24 protein-coding genes are annotated in these 24,387 nt (G+C 71.1%); 8 read left to right on the top strand and 16 right to left on the bottom strand.

Translation table 11 applies throughout. The annotated features are described in order from the left end of the window. Positions 1-62: 62 nt before the first annotated feature. Positions 63-515: an NUDIX hydrolase gene (locus BLQ73_RS11835; protein WP_093170448.1), complete on the top strand. Its 453-nt coding sequence runs from the start codon at positions 63-65 to the stop codon at positions 513-515. Here BLQ73_RS11835 and BLQ73_RS32255 read toward each other — a convergent pair. The 3 genes from BLQ73_RS32255 to BLQ73_RS11815 all read right to left on the bottom strand — a co-directional run bounded on the left by BLQ73_RS32255 (position 479) and on the right by BLQ73_RS11815 (position 6,015). Further along, positions 479-2,902 carry a beta propeller repeat protein gene (locus BLQ73_RS32255; protein WP_176955377.1) on the bottom strand — a complete coding sequence of 808 codons (2,424 nt, stop codon included), beginning with the start codon at positions 2,900-2,902 and terminating at the stop codon, positions 479-481. The two genes, BLQ73_RS11835 and BLQ73_RS32255, sit on opposite strands and share 37 nt — an antisense overlap. 1,004 nt (positions 2,903-3,906) lie before the next feature. Then, positions 3,907-4,977: a CPBP family intramembrane glutamic endopeptidase gene (locus BLQ73_RS11820; RefSeq protein ID WP_093170446.1), complete on the bottom strand. Its 1,071-nt coding sequence runs from the start codon at positions 4,975-4,977 to the stop codon at positions 3,907-3,909. Between the two features lie 96 nt (positions 4,978-5,073). After that, positions 5,074-6,015: an HpcH/HpaI aldolase/citrate lyase family protein gene (locus BLQ73_RS11815; protein WP_093170445.1), complete on the bottom strand. Its 942-nt coding sequence runs from the start codon at positions 6,013-6,015 to the stop codon at positions 5,074-5,076. Positions 6,016-6,185: 170 nt separating this feature from the next. Here BLQ73_RS11815 and BLQ73_RS11810 point away from each other — a divergent pair, with 170 nt between their 5' ends. Further along, positions 6,186-6,752 carry a biotin transporter BioY gene (locus BLQ73_RS11810; protein WP_093170444.1) on the top strand — a complete coding sequence of 189 codons (567 nt, stop codon included), beginning with the start codon at positions 6,186-6,188 and terminating at the stop codon, positions 6,750-6,752. Positions 6,753-6,807: 55 nt separating this feature from the next. Beyond that, positions 6,808-7,170, top strand: coding sequence for a hypothetical protein (locus BLQ73_RS11805; RefSeq protein ID WP_093170443.1), 363 nt, complete (start codon positions 6,808-6,810; stop codon positions 7,168-7,170). Positions 7,171-7,234: 64 nt separating this feature from the next. On the opposite strand, the gene BLQ73_RS11800 is transcribed toward BLQ73_RS11805, so the two are convergent. Continuing rightward, entirely contained in the window at positions 7,235-8,212 is a 978-nt protein-coding gene (locus BLQ73_RS11800; protein ID WP_093170442.1) for an EamA family transporter, read from the bottom strand. A 141-nt stretch (positions 8,213-8,353) separates the two neighbouring features. Between BLQ73_RS11800 and BLQ73_RS11795 the strand changes: the two genes are divergently transcribed. The 3 genes from BLQ73_RS11795 (at position 8,354) to BLQ73_RS11785 (ending at position 11,260) form a co-directional block, all read left to right on the top strand. Further along, entirely contained in the window at positions 8,354-9,592 is a 1,239-nt protein-coding gene (locus BLQ73_RS11795; RefSeq protein WP_245691011.1) for a magnesium transporter MgtE N-terminal domain-containing protein, read from the top strand. After that, positions 9,585-10,052 (top strand): DUF1003 domain-containing protein, encoded by a 468-nt coding sequence (locus BLQ73_RS11790; protein WP_093170440.1) that lies wholly within the window; start codon positions 9,585-9,587, stop codon positions 10,050-10,052. The genes BLQ73_RS11795 and BLQ73_RS11790 overlap by 8 nt, the downstream gene beginning before the upstream one ends. Positions 10,053-10,120: 68 nt before the next feature. Beyond that, positions 10,121-11,260 (top strand): Mrp/NBP35 family ATP-binding protein, encoded by a 1,140-nt coding sequence (locus tag BLQ73_RS11785; RefSeq protein ID WP_093170439.1) that lies wholly within the window; start codon positions 10,121-10,123, stop codon positions 11,258-11,260. A 215-nt stretch (positions 11,261-11,475) separates the two neighbouring features. Here the strand turns inward: BLQ73_RS11785 and BLQ73_RS11780 are convergent, their stop codons facing one another. The 5 genes from BLQ73_RS11780 to sigE all read right to left on the bottom strand — a co-directional run bounded on the left by BLQ73_RS11780 (position 11,476) and on the right by sigE (position 15,904). After that, positions 11,476-11,844 carry a sec-independent translocase gene (locus BLQ73_RS11780; protein WP_093170438.1) on the bottom strand — a complete coding sequence of 123 codons (369 nt, stop codon included), beginning with the start codon at positions 11,842-11,844 and terminating at the stop codon, positions 11,476-11,478. A 213-nt stretch (positions 11,845-12,057) separates the two neighbouring features. Then, positions 12,058-13,605, bottom strand: coding sequence for a S1C family serine protease (locus tag BLQ73_RS11775; protein WP_093170437.1), 1,548 nt, complete (start codon positions 13,603-13,605; stop codon positions 12,058-12,060). Between the two features lie 93 nt (positions 13,606-13,698). After that, a complete protein-coding gene (locus tag BLQ73_RS11770) occupies positions 13,699-14,727 on the bottom strand; it encodes a sigma-E factor regulatory protein RseB domain-containing protein (protein ID WP_093170436.1) in 1,029 nt (342 codons plus the stop codon). Further along, on the bottom strand, positions 14,724-15,272 hold the full coding sequence (locus BLQ73_RS11765) for an anti-sigma factor family protein (protein WP_093170435.1): 549 nt from the start codon (positions 15,270-15,272) through the stop codon (positions 14,724-14,726). Before BLQ73_RS11765 ends, BLQ73_RS11770 begins: the two co-directional genes overlap by 4 nt. Before the next feature lie 2 nt (positions 15,273-15,274). After that, positions 15,275-15,904 carry an RNA polymerase sigma factor SigE gene (gene sigE, locus BLQ73_RS11760; protein ID WP_093170434.1) on the bottom strand — a complete coding sequence of 210 codons (630 nt, stop codon included), beginning with the start codon at positions 15,902-15,904 and terminating at the stop codon, positions 15,275-15,277. A gap of 161 nt (positions 15,905-16,065) precedes the next feature. Here sigE and BLQ73_RS11755 point away from each other — a divergent pair, with 161 nt between their 5' ends. Beyond that, complete coding sequence (locus BLQ73_RS11755) at positions 16,066-16,713, top strand: O-methyltransferase (protein WP_093170433.1); 648 nt, start codon at positions 16,066-16,068, stop codon at positions 16,711-16,713. 155 nt (positions 16,714-16,868) lie between these two features. Here BLQ73_RS11755 and BLQ73_RS11750 read toward each other — a convergent pair whose 3' ends face one another. The 4 genes from BLQ73_RS11750 to BLQ73_RS11735 all read right to left on the bottom strand — a co-directional run bounded on the left by BLQ73_RS11750 (position 16,869) and on the right by BLQ73_RS11735 (position 20,951). After that, positions 16,869-18,347: a leucyl aminopeptidase family protein gene (locus BLQ73_RS11750; RefSeq protein ID WP_245691010.1), complete on the bottom strand. Its 1,479-nt coding sequence runs from the start codon at positions 18,345-18,347 to the stop codon at positions 16,869-16,871. A 252-nt stretch (positions 18,348-18,599) separates the two neighbouring features. Continuing rightward, complete coding sequence (locus BLQ73_RS11745) at positions 18,600-18,767, bottom strand: DUF3117 domain-containing protein (RefSeq protein ID WP_093170431.1); 168 nt, start codon at positions 18,765-18,767, stop codon at positions 18,600-18,602. 412 nt (positions 18,768-19,179) lie between these two features. After that, entirely contained in the window at positions 19,180-19,755 is a 576-nt protein-coding gene (locus tag BLQ73_RS11740) for a DNA-3-methyladenine glycosylase I (RefSeq protein ID WP_093170430.1), read from the bottom strand. Next, on the bottom strand, positions 19,752-20,951 hold the full coding sequence (locus BLQ73_RS11735; protein ID WP_093170429.1) for a hypothetical protein: 1,200 nt from the start codon (positions 20,949-20,951) through the stop codon (positions 19,752-19,754). Before BLQ73_RS11735 ends, BLQ73_RS11740 begins: the two co-directional genes overlap by 4 nt. A 153-nt stretch (positions 20,952-21,104) precedes the next feature. Between BLQ73_RS11735 and BLQ73_RS11730 the strand changes: the two genes are divergently transcribed. Beyond that, positions 21,105-21,473: a hypothetical protein gene (locus BLQ73_RS11730; protein WP_245691009.1), complete on the top strand. Its 369-nt coding sequence runs from the start codon at positions 21,105-21,107 to the stop codon at positions 21,471-21,473. Positions 21,474-21,589: 116 nt separating this feature from the next. Here BLQ73_RS11730 and BLQ73_RS11725 read toward each other — a convergent pair whose 3' ends face one another. The 3 genes from BLQ73_RS11725 to dapE all read right to left on the bottom strand — a co-directional run bounded on the left by BLQ73_RS11725 (position 21,590) and on the right by dapE (position 24,340). After that, a complete protein-coding gene (locus tag BLQ73_RS11725) occupies positions 21,590-22,180 on the bottom strand; it encodes an LOG family protein (protein WP_338056619.1) in 591 nt (196 codons plus the stop codon). Between the two features lie 74 nt (positions 22,181-22,254). Then, positions 22,255-23,079 carry an LOG family protein gene (locus BLQ73_RS11720; RefSeq protein WP_093170427.1) on the bottom strand — a complete coding sequence of 275 codons (825 nt, stop codon included), beginning with the start codon at positions 23,077-23,079 and terminating at the stop codon, positions 22,255-22,257. 208 nt (positions 23,080-23,287) lie between these two features. Next, positions 23,288-24,340 (bottom strand): succinyl-diaminopimelate desuccinylase, encoded by a 1,053-nt coding sequence (dapE, locus tag BLQ73_RS11715; protein ID WP_093170552.1) that lies wholly within the window; start codon positions 24,338-24,340, stop codon positions 23,288-23,290. Positions 24,341-24,387 lie beyond the last annotated feature (47 nt).

The following is a 24,387-nucleotide window of genomic DNA, read 5'->3' as shown; positions in this document are numbered from 1 at the left end:
CCCCAGCGTCAAGGCCACTACCGTTATGCCGTCGTAATATTAGCCATGTGCGGGTAAATTGCGTGGGTGCCATCATCAGCGATCGATCCGGGCGTTTGCTCCTGATCAAGCGTGGGCGCCCACCCGCGCGGGGATCCTGGTCGCTGCCCGGCGGACGGGTCGAGCCGGGCGAGTCCGACGGCGAGGCCGTCCGCCGCGAGGTGCTGGAGGAGACCGGTCTGCGGGTGGTGGTCGGCGGCCTCGCGGGCACCGTCGAACGTCCCGGCCCCGGCGGCGTGACCTACGTGATCCGCGACTATCTCGCCGTCCCCGCGGCGCACGCCCGCGACGGGGACGGCGAGGAGGGCGAGGACGTCTCCCCGACCGCCGGCGACGACGCCGAGGACGCGCGCTGGTTCACCCACGCCGAGGCCGTACGGCTGCCGCTGAGCGAGGGCCTGGTCGAGGCCCTCACCGAGTGGCGGATCCTCTCCCCCGATCAGCGTTCGAACGAGGTGCGCCAGATCAGCAGCTGATCGGCGCTGTAGGTGGTGGAACGCCCGAGGGCCACGACCTCCTCCTCGGAGGCCGCCACCGCGCCGAGCCGCTGCGCCCCGTCGCCGCCGAGGCCGTCGCTCTCCACGGCGTGGCGATGCCAGGTGAGGCCGTCCTCGGAGGCCCAGGCCGCGCTGTCGCCCTCGCCCGGCGCGCCGTGCCAGCCGACCGCCACGAGCCCTGCGTCCCCCGAGGCCAGGTCCAGCACCGAGGCCGCCTCGCTCACGGGCAGCCACGCGTATTCCCAGGTCTCCCCGTCGTCGCCCGATACCGCCGAGAACGTACGGCGTGCGCCGGAGTGCTGTGCCGTACCGACGGCGGTGATCCTGCCGTCGCGGGCCACCACGTGGTGCAGGGCGGCCGAGGTCGCCTCGGGGGGAAGCACCCGTTCCCGCTGCGTCCAGCGTTTGCCGTCCGAGGAGACCCAGGCGACGCCGTACTCCTTGCCGGTCGCGACGGATCCGCCGACCGCGACGAAACCCTCGGAGGTGGCGGCGACGTCGCCGATGCGGATGTCGGCCTGTCCTCCGGGGAGCTTGTCCGCGCGGGTGAAGCGGCGCAGGTCGGAGGTGAACCACAGCACCGGCGAGGTGCCTCCCAGGGTGCGGTCCTCGCCCGCCACCACATAGCCGGCCTCGCCCGCGGCGACCGAGTGCGCCGCCAGGTAGTAGTGGTCGGCCTGGGGGGCGAGCGCTCCCTCCGCCGGGACGCCCTTCCAGGTCTCGCCGTCCGGCGAGGTGACGACGAGCATCCGGGTGGAGGACCCGTCGGTCATGGTGCCGCCGACGGCGATCCAGCCCTCCGGGCCGTGCGCCACGTCGGCCAGGGACTGCCTGCGCGGCCCCGACAGGACGGACGCGGGCCCCGCGGCCCGCCAGTCGTCCCCGCCGGCGCCCGTCCAGATGCCCGCCTCTCCTGCGGCGGCCCCCACGGCGACGAACCGGTCGCCCGACACGGCCAGCCTGGTGGTCTCCCGGGCGACGCGGGTGAGCCCCTGGATGCCTCCGAGGTCCACCGGCGCCATCTTCGCGCCCTTGGCCGCCGCCATCAGCACCAGCCGGTTGTCGTTTCCGCCCATGCCGCGGTCGCCGCCCACGACGAGGGTGCCGCCGCCGGAGACCGTGAGCGCACGCAGTGTCGTGCCGCTCAACTCTCCGAGGTCGGCGCGCTTCTGCCAGCTTTTGCCGTTCGAGCTGGTGTAGACGGTGTAGCGCTGCCAGCCGGCCTCGGCGACCGCCGCCACGCCCGACCCCGCGCCCGACAGGCGCAGCACGCCGACGCCGTCGCGGGCGAGGCCGCCGATCGTGCCGCAGCGCCGCCACTCCCGGCCGGTCCCCGAGCAGTAGACGCGCACCTCGCCCTTGTCGCTGCGCTGCCGGATCGGCACGAGCACGAAGGTGTCGTCCAGGGCCGCGAGCGCGCCCGTTCTGGGCGTCACGTCCTTGAGGGCGGCGCCGGTGCGCGTCCAGGTGCGTCCGCCGTCGGCCGACCGGAGGATGACCGAGGTCGAGCCGCCCGAGCCGGGTTCGGCCAGGGCGACCACGGACTTGCCCCGGGCGGCGACGGCCTTGATGCCTCTGATCCCGCCGGAGTCGCCGATCTGCTTGGCCTCGATCCGGGTCCAGCTCCGCCCGTCGGGGGACGTCCAGACGACTGGTCCCTCTGTCCCGTTGTCGAGTACGGCGGTGCCCGCGGCGACGAACCCCGACGAGGTCCGCGCGATGTCGGCGACCTTGTCGCTGGGCTGGAACACGCCGAGTTCGCTCGGGTCGACCGCCGTCCAGGCGATGCCGTTCTCGCTCGTCCACAGGCCGCGTGATCCCGGGCCCGCGTCGGTCGGCACCTCGTTGCCGGCCGCCAGCCACTTGCCATCTCCTCCGACGACGCGCCCGACGGTGGTCGCGGTGGACTCGTAGCCCGCCGGACCGGTCACCGATCCGAGCCGCCAGGTCCTGCCGTCGTCGGTGGAGACCAGGAACAGCGGCCTCGGCACCGGACTGGTGGTGTCGCTGCCGACCGCCACCACGGTGTCCCCCACCGAGGTGACCGCGTTGAGCACCTGGTTGGAGCCGCCGCCGTCGGCGGAGACGGCGAACGTGCCGTCGGCGTTGCGGCCTTCGCCGTCGGCCAGCCTGAGGCCGTCCGCGGACGGCCCCACCCACTGCCACACGATCACTCCGGCGCCGAGCAGTACGGCGAGGGCGGCGGCGAGAACGACAGGCAGAGGCACACCGTCCCGCCTGCGCCTGCGGGCGGGGGTGGAGCGCCGCAGCGCCGACGGAGGGACGGCGCGGTGCGTGCCGCCGGGCGGCGCGTCCGCCACCAGCAGGTCGGGCCGCGTCGGGCGTCCGGCGGGTGGGCCGCCCACGCGCCGGACGGACCCCTCGGGCCGGGCGCCCGCCGTACCTCGGGGCGGCTCCGGCTCACGCGGCCGACCCTCGGGCCGGGCGGGCGGAGGTGGCGGAGCGGGGGGCGGAGGCGCAGGGGGCTGAGAGGGCGGAGGCGCAGGGGGCTGAGGGGGTGGGCCTTCCCGCGGCGGGGCTTCCCGCGGCGGGATCCGCCGCTCGGCGGACTCGCGCGGCGCGTACGGCTCGCGCGCCGGTCCCGAGGCCACCAGCTTGTCCGGGCGGCTTGTGATCCTTCTCGGCTTCCGCGGCTCGGACTCGGGCTGCTCGTCCCGGTGTCCTTCCTGCACCGGTTCGGCCGTTCCGCGGGGGTCGGCCCCTGCGGAGTACGGCGGATCGTACGGCCTGCGTCGTGGGCTTGGCGGCTCCGACAGGGGGTCCTCCAGTGGGGACGCACCGTCCTCGGGGAGCGGTGCGGCGAACGGGGGCATCCCCCACGGGGAGGCGAACGGGACGCCTCTGGCGCCTCCGCCCGCCGCCGGTCCTGGGGGCGCGTGCTGGAGCGTCGGAGGTTGCTTCGAAGCCCCTTCCGGGGCGTTCGGCGGCTTCGGAGTTCCTTTCGACGGGGGTGTGCCCGTGCGCGATGACTGATCCGCGCCGTCCTGCGGCGGCCATTGTTGTGAGCGCGGGTCGTGGGGGCCCGAGGCCACGCTCAGCACCTCCTCATCGGGAGTCTGCCTGGCCCGGGGCTGCCCGGACCGTTCCACCTGTATTGGTCTCACCGGATTGTGGTGAATCCAGTGATTTTGAGCAGTGTTCATATCCGCGGGCTCGGCCGCGAAGGGGGGCCTGGACTCACCGGCGGCCGGTGGGACGCCGCGACAATGGCTCACTCGCGCACTGAAACGATCACCTCTCCTCTCCGCCTCGCATCGGGCTCCGAAGCGAGATCCCCTACCACTCCGGTATCCAGACCAGCATGACGGAACCCTGTCTGGCGAGACCTCTCTAGGGAGATTTGCGGGATTCACCCAGAAACCGTGGCAATGGCCCTTCGCTTGGCAATCATCCATACGAGCGCGGCGAAGACCGCCATCTGCACAAACGTCCCGATGATGCTCTGCCACGGCACCGAGCCCTGGCGCAGAGCCTGCTCCAGCGAACCCGCGGCCGCGCTCACCCCGAACGCCGACACGTTGTTGACGACATGCAGCGCGATCGGAGCCTCAAGCCCCCCGGTCCGGATCGCCAGCCACCCCGCGACGATCGCGAAGAGGAAGACGTCGATGATGCCCCAGTCGGTGTAACCGTGCATCGCCGCGAACCCCGCCGCCCCCACCAGGATCGCGGGCCACGGGCTGCGCACCAGGGCCCCGAACGCCTGGAGGAGCCACCCGCGGAAGGCGTATTCCTCGGCCGCCGCCTGGAAGGGCACCAGCAGCAGCACGACCACGATCGCCGGCAGGAACTTCTCCCACCCCACCCAGCCGAACATGCCCGACGTGCTGTAGCCCGATATGGCGAACATCGCGGCCAGCGCCACCTGGGCGGTGAACTGCGCGGCCACGGCGATCAGTACACAGGTCCCGAGCCAGCCCCAGCGCAGACGGCCGAGCACCGACGACAGTGTGCCGGGCGGGCGGCGCTGGATCCCCCAGGCCCCCAGGTAGACCGCCGGGATGACCAGCGCCAGGGACAGCAGCAGCACCGTGAGCTGGAGCAGCACGTGGCCGCCATCCAGAATGTTCAGCCCGACCTCGAAGCCGAGCAGCAGCGCCACGACCGTCCCCCCGACGACGGAGACCCCCGCCGCGACGACGAACCCGAACGCGATCAGCAGCGTGCCGAGCACCGGCCGCCACCAGCGGTTCACCTCGTTCCTGGCCAGGTGGTCGTATCGCGTGCCCGGCGGCGCCGCCATCGCCCACGGCCGCCCGGTCACCGGCGGGTACGGCGCAGCCCCGCCGTACGGCCCGGCGCCGCCGTACGGCCCCGGCCCGCTGGGCGGGTCCGGCGCGTTCGGCGGCCGGACCCCCGCACCGGCGGGGTCGACTCGGGGATCATGGGGCGGCTGCCATTGCTGATTCGACCCGTTCATTCGCCTATTGTCCTCCCCGGCCGTTCAGGTGCTGTGGCGCGCGTCCCCCTAACGCATCCCCTCAACGGTCACAGTGGCCGGGACGGGCTCCCGCGCTCAGGGGCCGGGGGGCGTGAAGGCACTGGTGCGGGCCAGGCCGGCGGCCCTCCCCTTGGCGGCGACGACCAGGGCCATCTTCCGGGACGCCTCGTCGATCATCTCGTCGCCCAGCATGACCGCGCCCCGCCGTTCGACCGTGGTGTAGTAGTCGTAGGCGTCGAGCACCAGTTCGGCGTGGTCGTAGTCCTCCTGCGACGGTGCGTAGACCTCATTGGCGGCCTCGATCTGCCCGGGGTGGAGCACCCACTTCCCGTCGAACCCGAGGGCGGCGGAGCGGCCGGCCACGCGCCTGAACCCGTCCACGTCCTTGATCTGGAGATACGGCCCGTCGATCGCCTGCAGGCCCCGGCTGCGCGCGGCCATGAGGATGCGCATGAGGATGTAGTGGTAGGCGTCGCCCTCGGTGTAGCCGGGGGGCTGCTCCCCCACGACGAGGGTGCGCATGTTGATGGACGCCATGAAGTCGGCGGGCCCGAACACGAGCGTCTCCAGCCTGGGCGAGGAGGCCGCGATGGCGTCGATCTCGACGAGCCCCCTGGCATCCTCGATCTGGGCCTCGATCCCGATGCGCCCCACCGGCAGGCCCATGGCCTGCTCGATCTGGGTGAGCAGCGTGTCCAGCCACGTCACCTGCGCCGGGCTCTGCACCTTGGGCAGCATGACGCAGTCCAGCCGGTCGCCCGCGCCCTCGACGACCTCGATCACGTCGCGGTAGGCCCACCGCGTGGTGACGTCGTTGACCCGTACGACCCTCGTCTTGCCCGTCCAGTCGCCCCCGCGCAGGGCGGCGGCGACGTTCTTGCGCGCCTCGTCCTTGGCGAGCGGCGCGACCGAATCCTCAAGGTCCAGGAACACCTCGTCGGCCGGGAGGCCCTGAGCCTTTTCCAGGAAGCGCGGGTTGCTGCCGGGCACCGCCAGGCACGATCGTCTGGAACGCATGCACACACGCTAGCGGCCCGCTGACAGCGCGGTTTCTACGGGGACCCCCACAAAGCTTCTATGGGGACCCCCCACAAAGCCGGGGCCCGGTTGTTGGCGCCGCCCCCTTACAGCGCAGCGCACGGCTATCCGCACAATGGACACCGAAGTATGAATGGAGAGGAATCACCATGGCCAACGTCTCCGCAGTCGGCAAGCCCGCCGTACTGTCCGATCTCCTGCCCGGCACCCGTGTCCGCGACGCGGCCCTCGTCGTGGGCGCAGCCCTGCTGACGGGGGTGGCCGCGCAGATCAGCTTCCTCATCCCCGGAACGCCCGTCCCGGTGACCCTCCAGACCTTCGCGGCCCTGTTCGCCGGCGCCGCGCTCGGTTTCCCCCGCGCCTTCCTCGGCATGGCGCTCTACCTCGCCCTCGGCCAGCTCGGCCTGCCGTGGTTCGCCCCCGAGGGCGGCAACGCCACGCTCGGCTACGTCGTCGGCTTCATCATCGCCGCCAGCGCCGTGGGCGCCCTCGCGAGCCGCGGCGGCGACCGCACCCCGCTCCGCACCCTGGCCACCATGGCCCTGGGCACCCTGCTCATCTACGCCGCCGGCGTGCCGTGGCTGATGGTCGCCACCGGCATGGACTTCGGCACCGCCATCGACAAGGGCGTCGTGCCGTTCCTCCTCGCGGACGGCCTCAAGATCCTCCTGGCCGCCGGCATCCTCCCCCTCGCGTGGAAGCTCACCCGCCGCTGAGAACGAGCGTGAATGTACGGCCGAGGCCACCGGGTCCCGGCCGTACATTGGTGTCGTGAGTGTGATCGAAGAGGGCGCGAAGAAGTCGGGCGTCCTGTGGATCTCCCTGCCGGGGTCGCGGCGGCCCCGGCTCGCCTGGCATACCTGGCACGACGGTGCGATCTACGTGGTGACGGGCGGCCCCGAGCAGCGCCTCCCCGGTCTCGCCGAGGCCGACCGGGTGCGGGTGACGCTGCGCAGCAAGGACAACGGCTCCCGGCTGACCGAGTTCGACGCCCGCGTCGAGGTCGTCGACCAGTCCGCCTCCCCCGAGGCCGTCGCCGCCCTGGCCAAGGACCGACTCAATGCCCCGGACGCCGCCACCCTGACCGACCGCTGGGCGCGGTCCGCGACCGTCGTACGGCTGACGCCCGCCTGACGCCCGCCCAGGGCCTGCCTCAGGCGGCTCAGGCGGCACGGGCGGCTCAGGCCGCGCGGGCGGCTCAGACGGCCGCGCGGGCGGGGTCGGGAACCGGTGGCGCGGTGACGGGCCCCGGGCGTGTGGTCGCGGTCTGGGCGATGAGGGCGCCCGCGAGGACGATGAGCCCGCCGACCATCTGGTAGGGGCCGAGGGCCTCGCCGAGCGCGACGAACGCCACGATCGAGGCGGAGATCACTTCGAGGGAGGCCACGGTCGAGCCGACGGCCGCCGAGAGCCTGCGCACGGCGGTGATGCTGGTCACGTAGGCGAGGACGGTGGCGACGAGCACGAGGACCGCGAAGGGCGCGAGCGTCGGCAGCGTGAGGTCGCCGACCGTGGCGGTGCCGCCGAGGACCGACCAGGGGATGTCCCACGGCCTGGCGAACGGGACGAGGACGACGGAGGCCCCGAGGAGGCCCCAGCCGACCAGGCCCAGCGGGTCCATCTCGTCCCCGAAACCATCGCTGAGCAGGAAGTATCCCGCACAGCACGCCCCGGCCCCGAGGGCGAACAGCAGGCCCAGCAGGTCGATGCCGAGCCCCTGCCACACCTCCACCACGACGGCGAGACCGGCGACCGTGACGAGGGCGCCGGCGAAGGCCGCGAGCGGCAGCCGTACCTTCCTCACGAACCGCACCCAGAGAACCACCAGCACCGGCGAGGCGTATTCGATCAGCAGGGTCACGCCCACCGGCAGCCGGGTGATGGCCAGGAAGAAGAGCGCCTGCATGCCGGCGACGGCAATACCGGCGTAGAGGCAGAAGTACGGCAGCATCCGGCGGGGGATGCGCAGCGCCCGCGGCTTGACGACCGCGAGGACGGCCACCAGCACCAGGCCCGCCGTTGTCATGCGCAGCCAGACGGCCTCCAGCGGCGCGAGCCCGGCCGCGCCGAGGAATTTGGCCGTCGGCCCGGACATGGAGAACGCCACCGCCGCCAGGAGGGCTAGGGCGAGCCCGCCGTTCCAGAACGGCGAAGCGGGCCTGGAAGGGCTGCGCATGAAACACTGCTCCCGTAATGACCGTTAAAGCAGTTTGATGCTGTCATGGTAGCTCGGGGTGGGGCAACCCGGGGCCCCTTCTCTCCCGGGAGAGGTCCCCCTACCTGGGGTTGCACGAGCTGGTCCGTTTACGCTGCGAATGTGAGGATCTTCGTGGCTCGCCTCCCCGGAACTCCCGTCTTCGACCCGGCCGGAGACCAGATCGGCCGTGTGCGCGACGCGGTGGCCTCGCTGCGGGGCACGCTGCCGCCTTCTGTTCACGGACTCGTCGTCGAGGTGCAACCCCGGCGACGAGTGTTCCTCCCCATCACCCGGGTACGGAGCATCGAAGCCGGTTCAGTCGTCTTCAGCGGCGCCATCAACCTCCGCAGGTTCGAGCAGAGGGCCACGGAGACCCTGGTGATCGGAGAGATGCTCGATCTCTCGGTCGAGGTTCCCGGCGGGACGGGGAGCGAACACGTGAAGGTGCACGACCTGGCGATGGAACAGGTGCGGCCCTCCGAATGGCTGATCACCAAGGTCGCGGTGGTCACAGGGAGCCGGGGATTCCGCCGTCGTGCCGAGACCCGCGTGCTGGACTGGCATGAGGTCCGCGGGTTCGGCGTCATCCAGGCCGACCAGGAGGCCGCCGCCCTGATCGCGGCGTTCGACTCGCTTCGAGCGGCCGACCTGGCCAGCGCCATGCACTCGCTGCCCGACAAGCGCCGCTCCGAAGTCGCCCTCGCGCTCGACGACGAGCGGCTGGCCGACGTGCTCGAAGAGCTCCCCCAGCGCGATCAGATCGACATCCTGGACATCCTCACTCCGGAACGCGCCGCCGACGTGCTGGAGGCCATGGACCCCGACGACGCCGCGGACCTGCTCCAAGACCTCCCGACGCACCAGGCCGAGGCGCTGCTGTCGCTGATGGAGCCGAGCGAGGCCGCGCCGGTGCGCCGCCTGCTGACCTACGGCGAGAACACCGCAGGCGGCATGATGACCAGCGAGCCGGTGATCCTTCCCCCCACCGCGACCATCGCCGACGCCCTCGCCCACATCCGCCAGCGCGACCTGAGCCCCGCGGTCGCGGCGCAGGTCTACGTGACCCGGCCCCCCACCGAGACGCCCACCGGCACCTACCTCGGCGTCGCGCACTTCCAGCGCCTCCTGCGCGAACCACCCTCCACCCTGCTCGGCCGGGTGCTCGACGAGTCGATCGACCCGATCCGGCCGGAGTTCCCGCTGCCGGAGGTGGCGACTGGCCTGGCGAACTACAACCTGGTGGCGGTTCCCGTGGTCGACGAGCTCGGGCGCCTGGTCGGCGCGGTTACCGTGGACGACGTGCTCGACCACCTGCTGCCCGAGGACTGGCGCGAACGCGACGGGGTGTTCCATGACTGAGCGGCTCGACCAGCCGCGTGCGGCCCGCCGTACGTTCGGCCCGCACTACGACCCGGAGGCGTTCGGGCAGTTGTCCGAGCGGATCGCCAGGTTCCTGGGGACGGCCCGCTTCCTGGTCTACATGACGGGGTTCATCATCCTGTGGGTGGCCTGGAACAGCCTGGCTCCGCGGGAGCTGCGGTTCGATCCCTATCCCTTCATCTTCCTGACCTTGATGCTGTCGCTCCAGGCGTCCTACGCCGCGCCGCTGATCCTGCTGGCGCAGAACCGGCAGGCCGACCGCGATCGCGTGACCTACGAGCAGGACCGCGTGGTCGCCGACCGCAACCGGGTCGACATCGAATATCTCACCCGGGAGATCGCGGGCCTGCGCCTGGCGCTCGGCGATGTCGCCACGCGCGACTTCATCCGCTCGGAGCTCCAGCGGGTGACCGAGGAGCTGGAGGAGCGGGCCACCTGAGAGCCCCCGAGGGCGCATCGACCGGATGCGGATTCGGAATACCTCCTCTGGGTTCATAACATGGAGTCATGGCACCTTCCCCGGAACAGGTGACAGCCGCGCTCGCTACGGTCAACGACCCCGAGATCCGTCGGCCGATCACTGAGCTCGACATGGTCAAGAGCGTTGATATCGCCCCCGATGGGACGGTGCGTGTGGGGATCTTCCTCACGGTCGCCGGCTGTCCGTTGCGCGACAGGATCACCCGTGAGGTCACCGACGCGGTCACCAAGGTCAACGGCGTCACCGCCGTGCACGTCGAACTCGACGTCATGAGCACCGAACAACGCAAGAACCTCCAGACCAAGCTGCGGGGCGACCGAGGCCCGGAGAAGGAGATCCCCTTCGCCAAGCCCGGCTCGCTGACCCGCGTGTTCGCGGTCGCGAGCGGCAAGGGCGGCGTCGGCAAGTCCTCCGTCACCGTCAACCTGGCCGCCGCGATGGCGTCGAGCGGCCTCAAGGTGGGCGTGGTCGACGCCGACATCTACGGCCACTCCGTGCCGCGGATGCTGGGTGTGGCCGAGCGTCCCACCAAGGTCGAAGACATGATCATGCCGCCGGTGGCGCATGACATCAAGGTCATCTCCGTGGGCATGTTCAAGCCTGAGGGCAACAGCGCCGTCGTCTGGCGCGGCCCGATGCTCGACCGCGCCCTCCACCAGTTCCTCGCCGACGTCTACTGGGGCGACCTCGACGTCCTGCTGATGGACCTGCCGCCCGGCACCGGCGACATCGCCATCTCGGTGGCGCAGCGCATGCCGACGGCCGAGATCCTCGTGGTCACCACGCCGCAGATGGCCGCCGCCGAGGTGGCCGAGCGCGCCGGGTCCATCGCCGCGCAGACCCACCAGCAGATCGCCGGCGTCATCGAGAACATGGCCTGGCTGCCCTGCCCCCACTGCGACGAGCGCATCTCCGTGTTCGGCGAGGGCGGCGGCCAGACCGTCGCCGACGCCCTCACCCGCACGCTCGGCACGCGGGTGCCGCTGCTCGGCCAGGTGCCGATCGACACCCGCCTGCGTGAGGGCGGCGACGAGGGCAAGCCCCTGGTGCTGACCGACCCCGACGCCCCCGCCGCGGCCGAGCTGCGCCGCATCGCGGAGGGGCTCAGCAAGCGGTCCAGCAGCCTCAAGGGCCTCCAGCTCGGCCTGGCCCCGTCGCGCGGTTAGACGCCGATCGGCAAGTAGCCCCTGATCCACGAGAGCCGGTGGGCCGCACCCCTCAGGGGTGCGGCCCACCGGCTCTTATCGTGCTCTTGTCGCGCTCTCGCGATGCTCATGCGTGGCTCTCATGATGCTCCTGCGATGCCGAGGTCGCCGTGTCGGGTCTTCCCGGGTCACGCCGAGCGCCGCCAGGCGTGCCGCGCCCGGCCCTGAGAAGCCTCTCAGGTGGCCTCAGGGTCGAAGGGAGGCACTTCGCCATAGTCGAGCTCGTCGATGCCTGTGAGGGCGTATGACGGCGTGTAGGAGGGATCGTAGGCCGATGCCGTCGACGTGGTGCGCCACTCGTCCTCGATGTCGTCCAGCAGATGCTTGCGGACGAAGTTCTTGGGGTTGAGGTCGGTCGGGTCGAAGTTGGCGAACTCCGGCCCGAGGCCGGACCGCAGGTCGCTCTTGGCCGAGGTCGCCATGCGGCGCAGCTTGCGCAGCCCCCGCCCCGCCTGAGCGGCGGCCTCGGGCAGCTTCTCCGGCCCGAAGACCAGCAGCGCGATGACGACCAGCGCCCCGATCTCCCACCAGCCGAGATTCAACACCGCGATCTCCTACCAGCCCGGGTCGCAGACCCACCGTGGGGGCCTATGCGGGCCCCCATTGCCATTCAGACTAATGCCCCAGCAGGGCTGATGCACCCACACGCGACCGCGGTTTCCCCCGACGTGCCCCCAGGTCGGAGGCACGAGGGGGCGGGTCGGAGACGGGGCGGAGGCAGGTGGAAAGCGGGTGCGAGGCGGCTCGGGGCACGGACGTCAGGACGGCCGCGGCACGGGAACCTCGGCCGCCTCGACCACGACGGTCGCGACGGACTCCTGGCCTCCCCGGCGGTACTTGATGTTGATCCGGTCGCCGGGCGCCTTGCTGCGGATGAGGGCGATCAGCTCGTCGCTGCTCTGCAGGGCGGTGCCGTTCATCTCCAGGATGACGTCGCCGGCCTTCAAGCCCGCCTTGTCGGCAGCGCCGCCGGGGGTGACGGGCTGGGCGCCGGCGGTGGGCTCGGTCGCGATGCGGACCCCCTGGCCCCGGTAGCCGGAGTCGAGGGCGACGCCGATCCGGGAGCGCTTGGCGACACCCGTGCTGATCAGCTCCTCGGCGACCCGCCGGGCGTGGTTGACGGGAATGGCGAAGCCGAGGCCGATGCTGCCGCCCTGGCCGCCCATGGACCGGCCGAGGGTGGCGATGGCGGAGTTGACGCCGATCACCCGGCCGCCGAGGTCGACGAGGGGGCCGCCGGAGTTGCCGGGGTTGATCGCGGCGTCCGTCTGGATGGCGTTGATGTAGCTCGGGTCGGCCGAGCCGGCGTCGTCGCCGGCGGTGACGGGCCGGTTGAGCGAGCTCACGATGCCCTGGGTGACCGTACCTGACAGGCCGAGCGGCGAGCCGATGGCGATCACCGGGTCGCCGACGACCACGTTGTCGGAGTTGCCGAGCACGAGCTCGGGCGTGCCGAACGTGTCGTCCGGTTTGACCACGGCGAGATCGGAGCCGGGGTCGCGGCCGACGATGCGCCCCCCGGTCATCTTGCGGTTGTGGAACATCACCTGGATCTCCCCACCGCGCGAGGCAGCGGCGACCACGTGGTTGTTCGTCAGGACGTAGCCGCCCTTGATCACCAGGCCGGAGCCGGTGCCGGCCTCGCTGAGGCCCTTGACCTGGAGCGAGACCACACTCGGCAGCACCTTGGCCGCGACGCCCGCGACCGAGTCGGGGGCACGGCCCGTCGAGCCGGTGGGCGCCGGGCCCAGGTTGTAGGCCGGGTCCGAGGTGCCGCCGCGGGTGAGCACCTGGGTGCCGACGCTTCCGGCGATGCCGGCGACCAGCGCGACCACCACGGCCAGCGTCACGATGAAGCCGGTCCTCGGCGACCTGGGCGGCTCGGGCGGCCGTGCGGCCCCGAGCGGGGCGCCGGGCGGCGGGGGCGGCGCCCACCCGGGCCCCATGCCGAACGCCTGGTTCGGCGGCGGAGGTGCGGTGGGCGGCGGGGCGGCGCCGTAGCCGCCGCCCGGGCCGCCGGCCGAACCTGCAAACGGGGACGTGCCCGCGGACAGGCCGGTGGGCGGCGGTGGGCCGGACGGCGAGGCGAAGGACGCCGTGTCGCCCGTGCCCGCCGGGTCGCCCCAGCGCGCCTCCTCGTCCGGGGTCTGGTCCCACGGCTCACGGACCTGCTCCCGAGGACGTGCGGGATCGGTGTCCTCGGCCGGAAGGAAGTCCGGCCGCGCGCCCTGAGGGGACCCCTCGGCATCCGACGGAGTGCGCCCCTGCCCCTCGCCGGGGTCCTGGGCACGCCTGTCGTCGGTCATCGATCGATCACCCCTTGTCTCGCGCGCGGCAGCTCCCCTCGGAGCGATGCCATTGTTCCGAGCCCGGCATACGGGAGATGTAAAACCCGAACGCTATGCGAAGGGGTTGAGCCACGCGAGAACGGTCTGCGCCCCGCGCCCGAGCCGTGCGAGCACGCCCGGCTCGGCCTCGTGCGGCAGCGCGGAGACCGCGGCGTCGACCATGTCCGCCGGCGCGTCGGTGAAGACGGTGTAGACATGACCCCCACTCGCCCAGATCATCTCCTGCCCGACTGAGTCCCGAACCCAGATCGTATGCCCCCCGCGGCGCTGGGGATGCCAGCCCCGCAAGCCCTCTTCGTCCAGTGTGCCGGGTTGCACGAACACCGAAACCATCGACAGCCCATCCGAGTAACCGAGCTGGAGGTAGCCGTTCTCGGACTCGTCGGCGGAGAACAGCTCCAGCCTGCCGGGGAGCGTGGCCGGGAAGTCCCATCCCTTGGCCTTCAGAGCCGGGGCGTCGGCGACGGCGAAGAACGCGTTACCGTCCGTGTACGCGCCCGGTTTGGCCTGCTCGGGCAGGCGGAAGTCGATGAAGGCGCTCGCACGGGCCAGACGTCCGCCGGCGTCGAGGATCTCCCTGCGCAGGATCACGCCGCTGGCCTCGTCGATCCAGTAGCGCGCGGCCGGCGCGCCGCCCGGGCGCATCACCTCGACGATCCTGGTGGGCCGTCCGCACACCCGGCCCTCCCCCGCGGTCGTCACCTCGAAGTTGCGGGCCATGACGTCGATCATGCCGTCGTGCGGCGCCGCCAGCCCGCCCGCCGGGGTCGCCGGGTCGACCAGCTCCACCGTGCCGGGTACGGCCTCGCCCGCCGCCATGGTCTTGACGGTGATGCCGACCCCGGGAACGCTCGTGACGTCCACCAGCGACGAGGACGACCCCTCGGGGTTCCACATGGTCACGAACTGCGTGCCGTAGTACGCCTGGACGCGTACGGCGTGCGCCGCCTGCCGGAGGAGCCCGAGACCGCTGTCCTCGCCGAGCTCGTCGTCGGGCTGGACGGCCCGGGCGGGCGCGCTCAGCGCGGTCAGCCCGAACAGTACGGCGACCGCCGCGAGGGCGAGTGGCGCCCTCGTCACGGCCGGGGTGCGGCCGGGCCCGGCGTGCCGTAGGGAACCGTGGTGTTGTGCTGCTGCTTGAACATCTCGACCGGCGGGACGACCGGCTTCGGGTCGGAACCCCCGACCACGAAAAGCGTGCCCAGCGCGACGGCCGCCGATGCGACACCCACCGCGACATATCCGGCTCTGCGCCGGTTTCGCGTGCTTCGCCCGGGGCCGACTAGTCCATCCCCGGCGCCCCGCCTCGGCCTGTTGTCCAGAGGCGCGAAACTGTAGGGCCCGGGAATCGAAACTCCCCCGAAGGACGCGCCCTTGTCTGGAAAGGGACGGGTCCTGGGGGGCAGCGGATCGCCGGGCTCCGCCATGCGCAGCAGTGCCATCGTGAGATCGGTCGGCATCGCGGGGCCGTCAAGAGACCGCAGCCTGCTCTTCAGAGCGCGGGTGGAGTCGACCTCCGCCCTGCAGGCGGCGCAAAAAGTCAGGTGGGCCAGCGCCCGCTCACGCTCGCTATGGCTCAGCTCGCCGTCGACGAACGCGGAAACACGCTCTCCAAGGTGGCTCATCTTTACACTTCCTCCCCACGTGTCATGGTCGGGGGGAGTGACTCGCTCCGGGGTGCACGGTGGTCCAGCGCCTCCCTGAGCTGTGCGCGTCCACGGTGGATCCTGCTTCGGACCGTGCCGAGCTTGACACCGAGCGTGGCGGCGATCTCCTCATAGGAGAGCCCCTCGATGTCACACAGCACAACGGCGGCCCGGAACTCCGGCGCCAGAGCGTCGAGGGCCGCCTGGATGTCGGCCTCAAGGTGGGCGTCGTCGTAGACCTGGGCAGGAGACGGTTCACGCCCGCGCAGCCGCTCGGCCGCGTCGTCGGCGAGTCCCTCGAAGCGAATGCGCTGCCGGCGCCTCGCCATGTCGAGGAAGAGGTTGGTCGTGATCCGGTGCAGCCAACCCTCGAACGTGCCGGGCTGATAGTTGGACAACGACCGGAAGACCCGGACGAAAACCTCCTGCGTGAGGTCTTCGGCGTCGTGGACATTGCCCGTCAGCCGGTAAGCGAGCCGGTACACACGCGCCGAATGAGTCCGAACGACATCCTCCCAACTGGGAGGCGTCCATTCGGACATGGGAGCATCCGCCTGGTGGTCGGACTCGTCCACCAGCACTCCTCTCTCCGGGACCACCGCTACCGCCATAGTGCCTGGTTTCGTCCCTCCGTGCGTACTCACTACCCACTGGGGCGGCAAAGGCCGCTTAAACCGTGCAACGCACCGGGGGTGACATGAGTTCCCGATCCTGGTTGACTCCCCTAGGCTTCGAGCCAGTGACCGCAGTACGAGGGTGGGAGGAGAGGCCGATGACCGCGACGCCGAACAGTCCGGTGGAGGCCACTCTGGCCTATGCCGAGGAGTTCCACCGCGAAGACGAGATCCTCACGGCCGCACGCGGGCTGGGCGAGGAGCTCGGGGCCACCCCCATCCTTCCCGCGGCCGGCGCGGCGCTCTGCTTCCTCGCCACCGCGATCAACGCCAAGGCCGTCGTCGAGATCGGCACCGGGTGCGGCGTCTCGGGCCTGTGGCTGCTGCGGGGCATGCGCCCGGACGGCACCCTCACGAGCGTCGACGTGGAGCCTGAGCATCAGCGGATGGCCCGTCACACCTTCGCCCAGGCGGGGTTCTCCGGGGGCCGCATGCGGCTGATCGCGGGCCGCGCCCTCGACGTCCTGCCGAGGCTCGCCGACGGCGGCTACGACATGGTGTTCTGCGACGGCGCCACGCAGGAATACGGCGACTACCTGGCCGAGGCGGTGCGCCTGCTGCGCGTGGGCGGCATCGTGGCATTCGGCAACGTCCTGTGGCGGGGCCGCGTGGCCGACCCCGCCCAGCACGACCCCGACACCATCGCCCTCCGCGAGCTCGGCAGGCTGGTCCAGGGCGACGAGCGGCTGCGCCCGCTGATGATGCCGCTGGGCGACGGCCTGCTCGCCGCCGTCAAACTCGCCTGAGCTTCACGCTCACGTCCTCACGCGCCCCTGAGGCCCTTCTCGTCGGGCTGAGGCTCTCGTCCCGGCCCTGACGCCTCACGCGGGTCTGAGGCCTTCTCTCCGCGGACCGACCGGCCTCACACGGCCTGAGGCCCTCTCGCCGAGGGCCGGCCGCCTTACCGCGGATCGCTCGACCGGCCCGCCGGGTCGCGGGCCAACCAGTCCAGCAGCAGCCGTACGCCGAAGCCGGTGGCGCCCTTGCTGAGGATCCCGGCGTCGACCATGCTCCGCCCGGCCCCCGCGATGTCGAGGTGGGCCCAGGGGCGCCGTCCGGTGAACTCGCGCAGGAACAGCGCCGCGGTGACCGCGTCGGCTCCGTGGCGCTTGCCCGCCTCCAGGTTGGCGAGGTCGGCCACCGCGGACTTGATCGCGGGCATGTAGTCCTCGATCAGCGGCATGCGCCACAGCCGGTCGCCGACCGCCTGCCCGGCCTCGACCAGTTCGCCCGCCAGGTCGTCGTCGTTGGCGAACAGCGCCGCGACATCCCTGCCGAGCGCGACGGTGACCGCGCCGGTCAGCGTGGCGATGTCGATCATCACGTCGGGGTCGAGTTCGGCGTCGGCGTAGGCGAGCGCGTCGGCCAGGACGAGGCGGCCCTCGGCGTCGGTGTTGAGCACCTCCACGGTGCGACCGCCGTACTGCGTGATCACATCGCCGGGGCGCATCGCGCTCCCGGAGGGCATGTTCTCGGCGGACGCGATCAGGCCGGTGACACGCGTCCGCACACCTAGATCGCGGAGGGCGCTCATCACCGCGATCACCACCGCTCCGCCCGACATATCGGTCTTCTGGAGCTTCATATTGTCGGTGGGCTTGAGGGAGAGGCCGCCGCTGTCGAACGTGATGCCCTTGCCGACGAGCACCACATGGCGGAGCTGCTCACCTTCCACTCCCTCGGGCTCGTAGGACAGCTTGATCAGTCTCGGCTCGTAGGCCGACCCCGCGCCCACGGCCAGGATGCCGCCGAAGCCCTCCGCCCGCAGTTCCCGCTCCGTCCACACCTTGGTCGGGAGCCCCTGCTCCTCGGCCCGCTCGGCGAGCCACGCCGGGCTCTTGACCGAGGCGGGGGTGTTGGCGAGGTCACGCGCCAGGGCCACCGCGCGGGCCGCGATCTCACCCTTGCGCACGTCCGCCTCAAGCTCGGCGGACACCGTGGAGCCGTCGCCGGCGTCGGCGGACGTGGCGATCTCGATCGAGGTCACGGACGTGGTACGGCGTGAGCCGATCGAGAACGAATACGCAGCGAGCAGCGCCCCCTCGACGAGGCTCGACACCGGCCCCGACGGCGGCACCACACTGAGCGAAGGCCGCCCCTTGGCCGCGCGCGCCAACGCGGCCCCCGCCCGGCGGAGTTCGCCTTCCGTGGCGTCGCCCACGCCGTACAGCAGGACCCGGCCGACCGCCTCCCCCCGGGCGACGGGAATCTCGACGATCTCTCCCGCGTCGCCCTTGGCCTCGTAGTAGGCGAGCAGGCCGGCCACCGGCACCGGGAGCTCAGGGGCGTCCGGCTTCAAATCACGGCCGAACGGGATGGCCACCAGTTCGGCCCTCTCACTCACCCGGGAGCGAACAGCAATCGAGGTGTCGAGTGGCACGTCTTCTCCTTGCGTTGTGCGGGCGCGCGGCGAGCGCATTTCATCCGGTTCGCGAGTCTGGCCTAGCTTCGCCGACTCTGACTAGTTCTCCACTCCGACAACCGACGACAGATGTCAACGGATACCGTCGGTCAAGGCTGGCCACGCACCGGCCAAGGCGTCCCCGTCAACGCAAACGGCCCCGGTGCGAATCCGCCTCGTAGGCGGAAACCGCATCCGGGACCGCGGAGCTCTTCGGGGACCCGCCCCCTGTCAGCCCACCACGTTTTTCAACGCGTCCCCGAGGTCGCGAGCCTCTTCGGCCGACAACTCCACGACAAGCCGACCGCCACCTTCCAGAGGGACCCGCATGACAATGCCTCGGCCTTCCTTGGTGACCTCCAGCGGACCATCCCCAGTCCGTGGCTTCATCGCCGCCATGCGTGTATCCCTTCCTGCATTGGACTCCGCGGTTGCGATCCCCGACCGCCCGATGGGTGGCCGACGCATTCACGTCTTCTGTGATGTCCTATTATCCCGCCTCGGAGCCACTTCCGGGTAACGATCTCCTCCCGGAATGCGTTGTCGGACCCTCGCCACAGGGCCAAACCCGCAGGCTCGGGGCTCACAGAGGCCCTGCCGCCGCAGGCCGCGGCACACCTCGCCGAGCAGGACGAAGGCCGCTTCTCCCTGCCTCTCACAGCCGGACGGGGCCCGCGAGAAGCACCTCGCCGACCGCCCGTCCCCCCTTCCCGTGAAAGGGGTAATCGCCGCTCGGCGCCCATCGTGCCTGGACGCCTCACGACCCTCCGCTAGAGGCAGCCGTTGTCAAAAATTTATTAGAAGATGAAGATCATTTGACCTGGTATGCGGGGTTTGCCACGGCCTCGCGCACCCAGCAGTCGACCACGTGATCATTCACGAGTCCGATCGCCTGCATCAGCGCGTACGCCGTCGTCGGCCCGACGAAACGGAACCCCCGCGCCTTCAACTCCTTGGCCAGAGCCTTGGATCCCGCCGTCACGGCGGGAACCTCGGAAAGGGTCATCGGCACCGGAGCCCCGGGATCGGCATAACGCCAGACCAGCTCCGACACGCCACTCGGAACCGCGAGCGCGGCCCTCGCGTTGGCGACAGCCGCCTCGATCTTCGCCCGGTTCCGTACGATCCCGGCGTCAGCCATCAAACGTTCCAAATCCGCGTCAGCGAACGCCGCCACGGCCGGAATCGAGAAACCCTCGAAGGCTTTGCGGAAGTTCTCCCGCTTACGGAGAATCGTCAGCCACGACAAACCCGATTGGAACGCTTCAAGCGTGATCCGCTCGAACACGAGATCATCCCCGTGAACTGGACGGCCCCACTCCTCATCGTGGTAGGCCACATAATCCGGCGCCGACGTCACCCATCCGCAGCGTCGCACCTCGCTCACGATGCCCCCTCCGGCGCCCGTCCCGGCCCGTCGCCCCGCGCCCCCACACCCTCTGAGCGGCCCTCCGGCCGCCGTATGGCGGGGAAACTCCACGGCGCCCTCGCCGCCCCCGCGTCCGCGCCCTCAGCACCCGCCCCGCCCCCGGCACCCCCGGGCCTGGCGCCCTTGGATGCGGCGTCCATGGGTTCAGCGCCCTTGGGTTCAGCCTCCTTGGGTTCAGCGCCCTTGGATGCGGCCTCCTTGGATGCGGCGTCCTTGCCGGACGAGCCCGTCTGAGCGGCCTCCGGAGCCGAGGATCGGCGGGCCGACCCCGCCGAAGCCTTGCCACCCTCCTGGCCGCCATCCTGACCGCCCGAGCCTGCCGAAGGCTTGACACCCGGGCCGGTCGAAGCCGCAGGAGTGCTCTCCGAGGCGGAGGACTGGCCGGCCGAACCCGCAAGCGTGGTCTCCGAGGCGGACGACTCATCGGCCGAGCCCACCGAAGCCTCGGCGTCCCGACTGGAACCCGCCGATACGGCCTCCTCGTCCCCCGGGCCCACCCGGGTGGCCTCGCCACCCTCCTGGGCACCCTCCCGGCCGGCCGAGCCCGCTGCCACGTCCTGCCGTGAGTCCGAGCCTGCCGAAGACTTGGCCTCCCGGCCCGCCGAGGCCGCAGGCGTGGCCTCCGAGGCGGACGACTGGTCGGCCGAATCCGCCGAAGCCTTGCCGCCCTCCTGGGCGGTCGAAGCCGCGTGGGTCTCTTCGAACTCACCCGTCGCGGCGGACGGCCCGGCGTACGGCGAACGCGTGGCGGGGCCGTCTCGGCGGCCGAGGTCGATGTCGCCTTCGGGTGCGGCGGGCTCGTGCGCGGTGCGCGGATCGCCGCCGGAACCGGTCAGGAACTCCTGCCGGGTGCGAAGCCTGGTGGAGAGGAGCTCGGCGAGCCGCTGCTCCAGCACCGCGATCCTGGTGTCCCTGGCCCCGATGGCGGCGGCGGCCCTGGACAGGGTCTCGTCGACGCTCTGGGTGTGGTAGCCGACCAGGCTGACGGGCAGGCGCAGCGCCATGAAGTCGATGGGTGCCAGGCGCTGGGGATCGGGAAGTTCGACCGGCGGAAGGTCGGGGGTGAACTCGACCATCTCGCCGGCGCGCCCTTGGGAGACCAGCACCACACAGACCAGAACGGCGACAGCGGCGAGTACGAGTACAACGACCACACAGGCATGGTGCCACAATCCACGGTCGGCAGGTTTCGCGATCAACGCATTTAAGGTACAAACGCCATCCGTCTCACCGCAGCGCCGGCACCCTCGGAAATTCCATACCAGCCCGAAAAACCCATCGTGGCCACCGGGCATAGCATCTCGGTTATGCGGCCCGTTGTTTTGACCTTGGAGGAGCCCTGCGACCCCGTGTGGGTCACGGCTCACTCGACGACCGAGATCCAGTCTCTCGTGAGCGCGGGTCACACCGTGGTCGTCACCCCCGCCTTGATCGCCGCGCGCCGGGCGGAGGGCCACCCCGAGTCGCCCGCCCCGGGGCACCGCCCCGAGGGCGGTGAGGCCGACAGTGAGACCGGTGGTGAGGCGGCGGAGCTGGCCGCGGCCTCGATCTGCGCGTGGCTCGGCGCCCGGGTGTTCCGCACGTCCCGGCCCGATGCCGTACGGCAGGCGCTCGACATGACCGAGTCCCTCGCCGGCCGCCGCCCGCCCGCCGTCACCCGCCGCGGCCTGGCCTGACCCTCGCCGGGGGCGTCGCGCTCGGCCGGGCTCACGCCATACCGTCGCCCTGCCCGCCTGTCGGCGTGCCTGCCTTGCCCGCCGTGGCATCGCGCTGATCTGGCCGGGGGCGTCCGTCAGTCGATGCTTTCGGCGAGTTCTTCCGGGGTGGGCGTGATGGGTTGGGCGACGCCTTCGATGTGGTCGAGGGCTTCGGACACGTTCGTCGCCCAGGAGACCGCGTCGAACACGTCGGGCCGCGTGAACCCTTGCTCGTACATGCCTTCCACAAGCTCGCGCAGCGGCCGGTAGAGGCCCCACGGGTCGAGGATCACGAGGGGCCTCTGGTGGATGCCGAGGACGCGGCTGGTCCACATCTCGAACAGCTCTTCCAGGGTGCCGATGCCGCCGGGGAGGACGAGGAAGGCGTCGGACCTCGCGTCCATGACGCCTTTGCGTTCCCGCATGTCGGCGGTGATGACGAGCTCGTCGGAGTCGGTGTCGGCGATCTCCACGTCACGCAGGACCTCGGGGATCACCCCGATGGTGCGGCCCCCCGCCGCGCGTACGGCACGGGCCACCGAGCCCATGCACGAGATCTTGGCCCCTCCGCTGACCAGGTGGTGCCCCCGCCGGGCGATCTCGGTGCCGGTCTCCGCGGCCAGGTCCAGGTAGCGCTGCTCGATCTTACGGCTGGACGCGCAGTAGACGCAGATGTACACCGGCACACTCCCAAATCACAGAATTACGGTGATGTCACCCTGTTAACCACTTCTTCCTACCCAGACGATGGACGGCGGGTCTACTGGGTTTCGACCTGGGCCCGCTCAATGGCTTCGCGCTCCACGGCCTCGCGCTCCACAGCCCTCCGCTCGGCCGCGAGCCGGGCGCCGCGCCTGCCGTCGGCCTCGGCGATGATCTGGACGGCTTCGTCCACGTCGTCGGTGAGCTGGATGAGGTCGAGGTCGGTCTCCGAGATCATGCCCCGGTCGAGAACCGACGAGCGGATCCAATCGAACATGCCTCCCCAGAATTCCGTGCCCAGCAGCACCACGGGGAAGGACGTGACCTTGCCCGTCTGGACCAGCGTGAGCGCCTCGAACAGCTCGTCCAGAGTGCCGAAGCCACCGGGAAGGGTGACGAACCCGCTGGCGTACTTCACGAACATGGTCTTGCGCACGAAGAAGTAGCGGAACTCGACACCAAGATCCACGTAGTCGTTCATGCGCTGCTCGAAGGGGAGCTCGATGCCGAGCCCCACCGAGACGCCGCCGGCCTCGCGGGCGCCGCGGTTGGCGGCCTCCATGCAGCCGGGGCCGCCGCCGGTGATGACGGCGTAGCCATGCTCGGCGAGGGCGCGTCCGAGCTCGACGCCGAGCTCGTAGTCCGGTGAGCCCGGCTTCGTGCGGGCCGAGCCGAACACGGTGACGGCGTCGGGCAGTTCGGCGAGCTGGCCGAAGCCCTCGACGAACTCCGCCTGGATCCTCATCACCCGCCACGGATCCATGTGCAGCCAGTCGGCCGGGCCCCTGCGGTCGAGAAGCCGCTGATCATAGGTGGATTCCGGCACGAGGTGACCGCGGCGGAGCGAAGGACCTTCGCGACGTTCGGGGCGGGTCTGTCTCATGGCGCACACGCTAACTCTCCTTGGAATACCCACGGCGAAAAGAATCTTGAAAATCTGCGGGGAGCCGGGGAACCGTCGGTGAACAGGGCCGCGTCTAAGTGACGAGGGTGCTGCTCGGGACTGAAAGTGGCTTTCCCCGCCAAATGGCCGGCGAGGAAAGCCACTTTCGTTTGTGTCGGCCTCTCCGTCCCGAGCTTCGGGCCGGGGCTCAGCTCAGCCAGGCCACCATGGCCCGTTCGCACTCGGCGATCTGCGAGAGCCGTACGTGCTCCTCGCGCTGGTGCGCGAGGTTGGGATCGCCCGGCCCGTAGTTGACCGCGGGCACGCCGAGCGCGGAGAAACGCGACACGTCGGTCCAACCGTACTTCGCGCGGGGAGTGCCCCCGACCGCGGCGGCGAACGCGGCGGCGGTGGGGTGGGTGAGCCCGGGACGCGCTCCGGGAACCCCGTCGGTGAAGGCCACGTCGAAACCGTCGAAGACCTTGCTCACGTGCTCGCGAGCCTCCTCAAGGCTCCGGTCGGGGGCGAACCTGTAGTTGACGGTCACCACGCACTCGTCGGGGATCACGTTGCCCGCCACACCGCCGTGTACGCCGACCGCGCTGAGGCCCTCGCGGTATTCCAGGCCGTCGACCACGGGCCGGCGCGGCTCATAGGCGTTGAGCGTCTCCAGAATGGGCTGGATACCGTGGATCGCGTTGATCCCGCGCCACGAGCGGGCGCTGTGGGCGCGCTTGCCGCCCACCCGCACCTCGGCCCGGAGCGTGCCCTGGCAGCCGCCCTCGATGACGCCGTCGGTCGGCTCCATGAGCACCGCGAAGTCGGCCTCCAGCCACTCGGGGCGCTCACGCCCGATCCTGCCGAGCCCGTTGCGCTCGGCCTCGACCTCTTCGCAGTCGTAGAAGACGTAGGTCACGTCGATGTGGGGGGCGGTGAGCTCGGCGGCGAGCTTGAGCCCCACCGCGACGCCGCCCTTCATGTCACAGGTGCCGAGGCCGTGAAGGATGTCGCCCTCGACGCGGCTCGGCAGGTTGCCCGCGACGGGCACGGTGTCGAGATGCCCGGCGATCACGACCCGCCGACCGCGGCCGAGCTCGGTGCGCGCCACCACGGCGTCACCGTGCCGGTGGACCGTGAGATGGGTCAGGGGCCGCAGCGCCTCCTCGACGGCATCGGCGAGGACCCGCTCGTTGCCGCTCACCGATTCGATATCCACGATGCGGGCCGTCAAGGTGCCGACGTCCTGCGATAGATCCAGCATCATGACGCCTCAGCCTATCCGGCGGGAAGCGGCGAACCCCCGCCGGA

The sequence above is a fragment of the Sinosporangium album genome (assembly GCF_900100605.1).
GTDB classification, from domain to species: Bacteria; Actinomycetota; Actinomycetes; order Streptosporangiales; family Streptosporangiaceae; genus Sinosporangium; species Sinosporangium album.
Note: the sequence above shows the minus strand (reverse complement) of the source record. Positions and strands in the feature narration are given on the sequence as shown.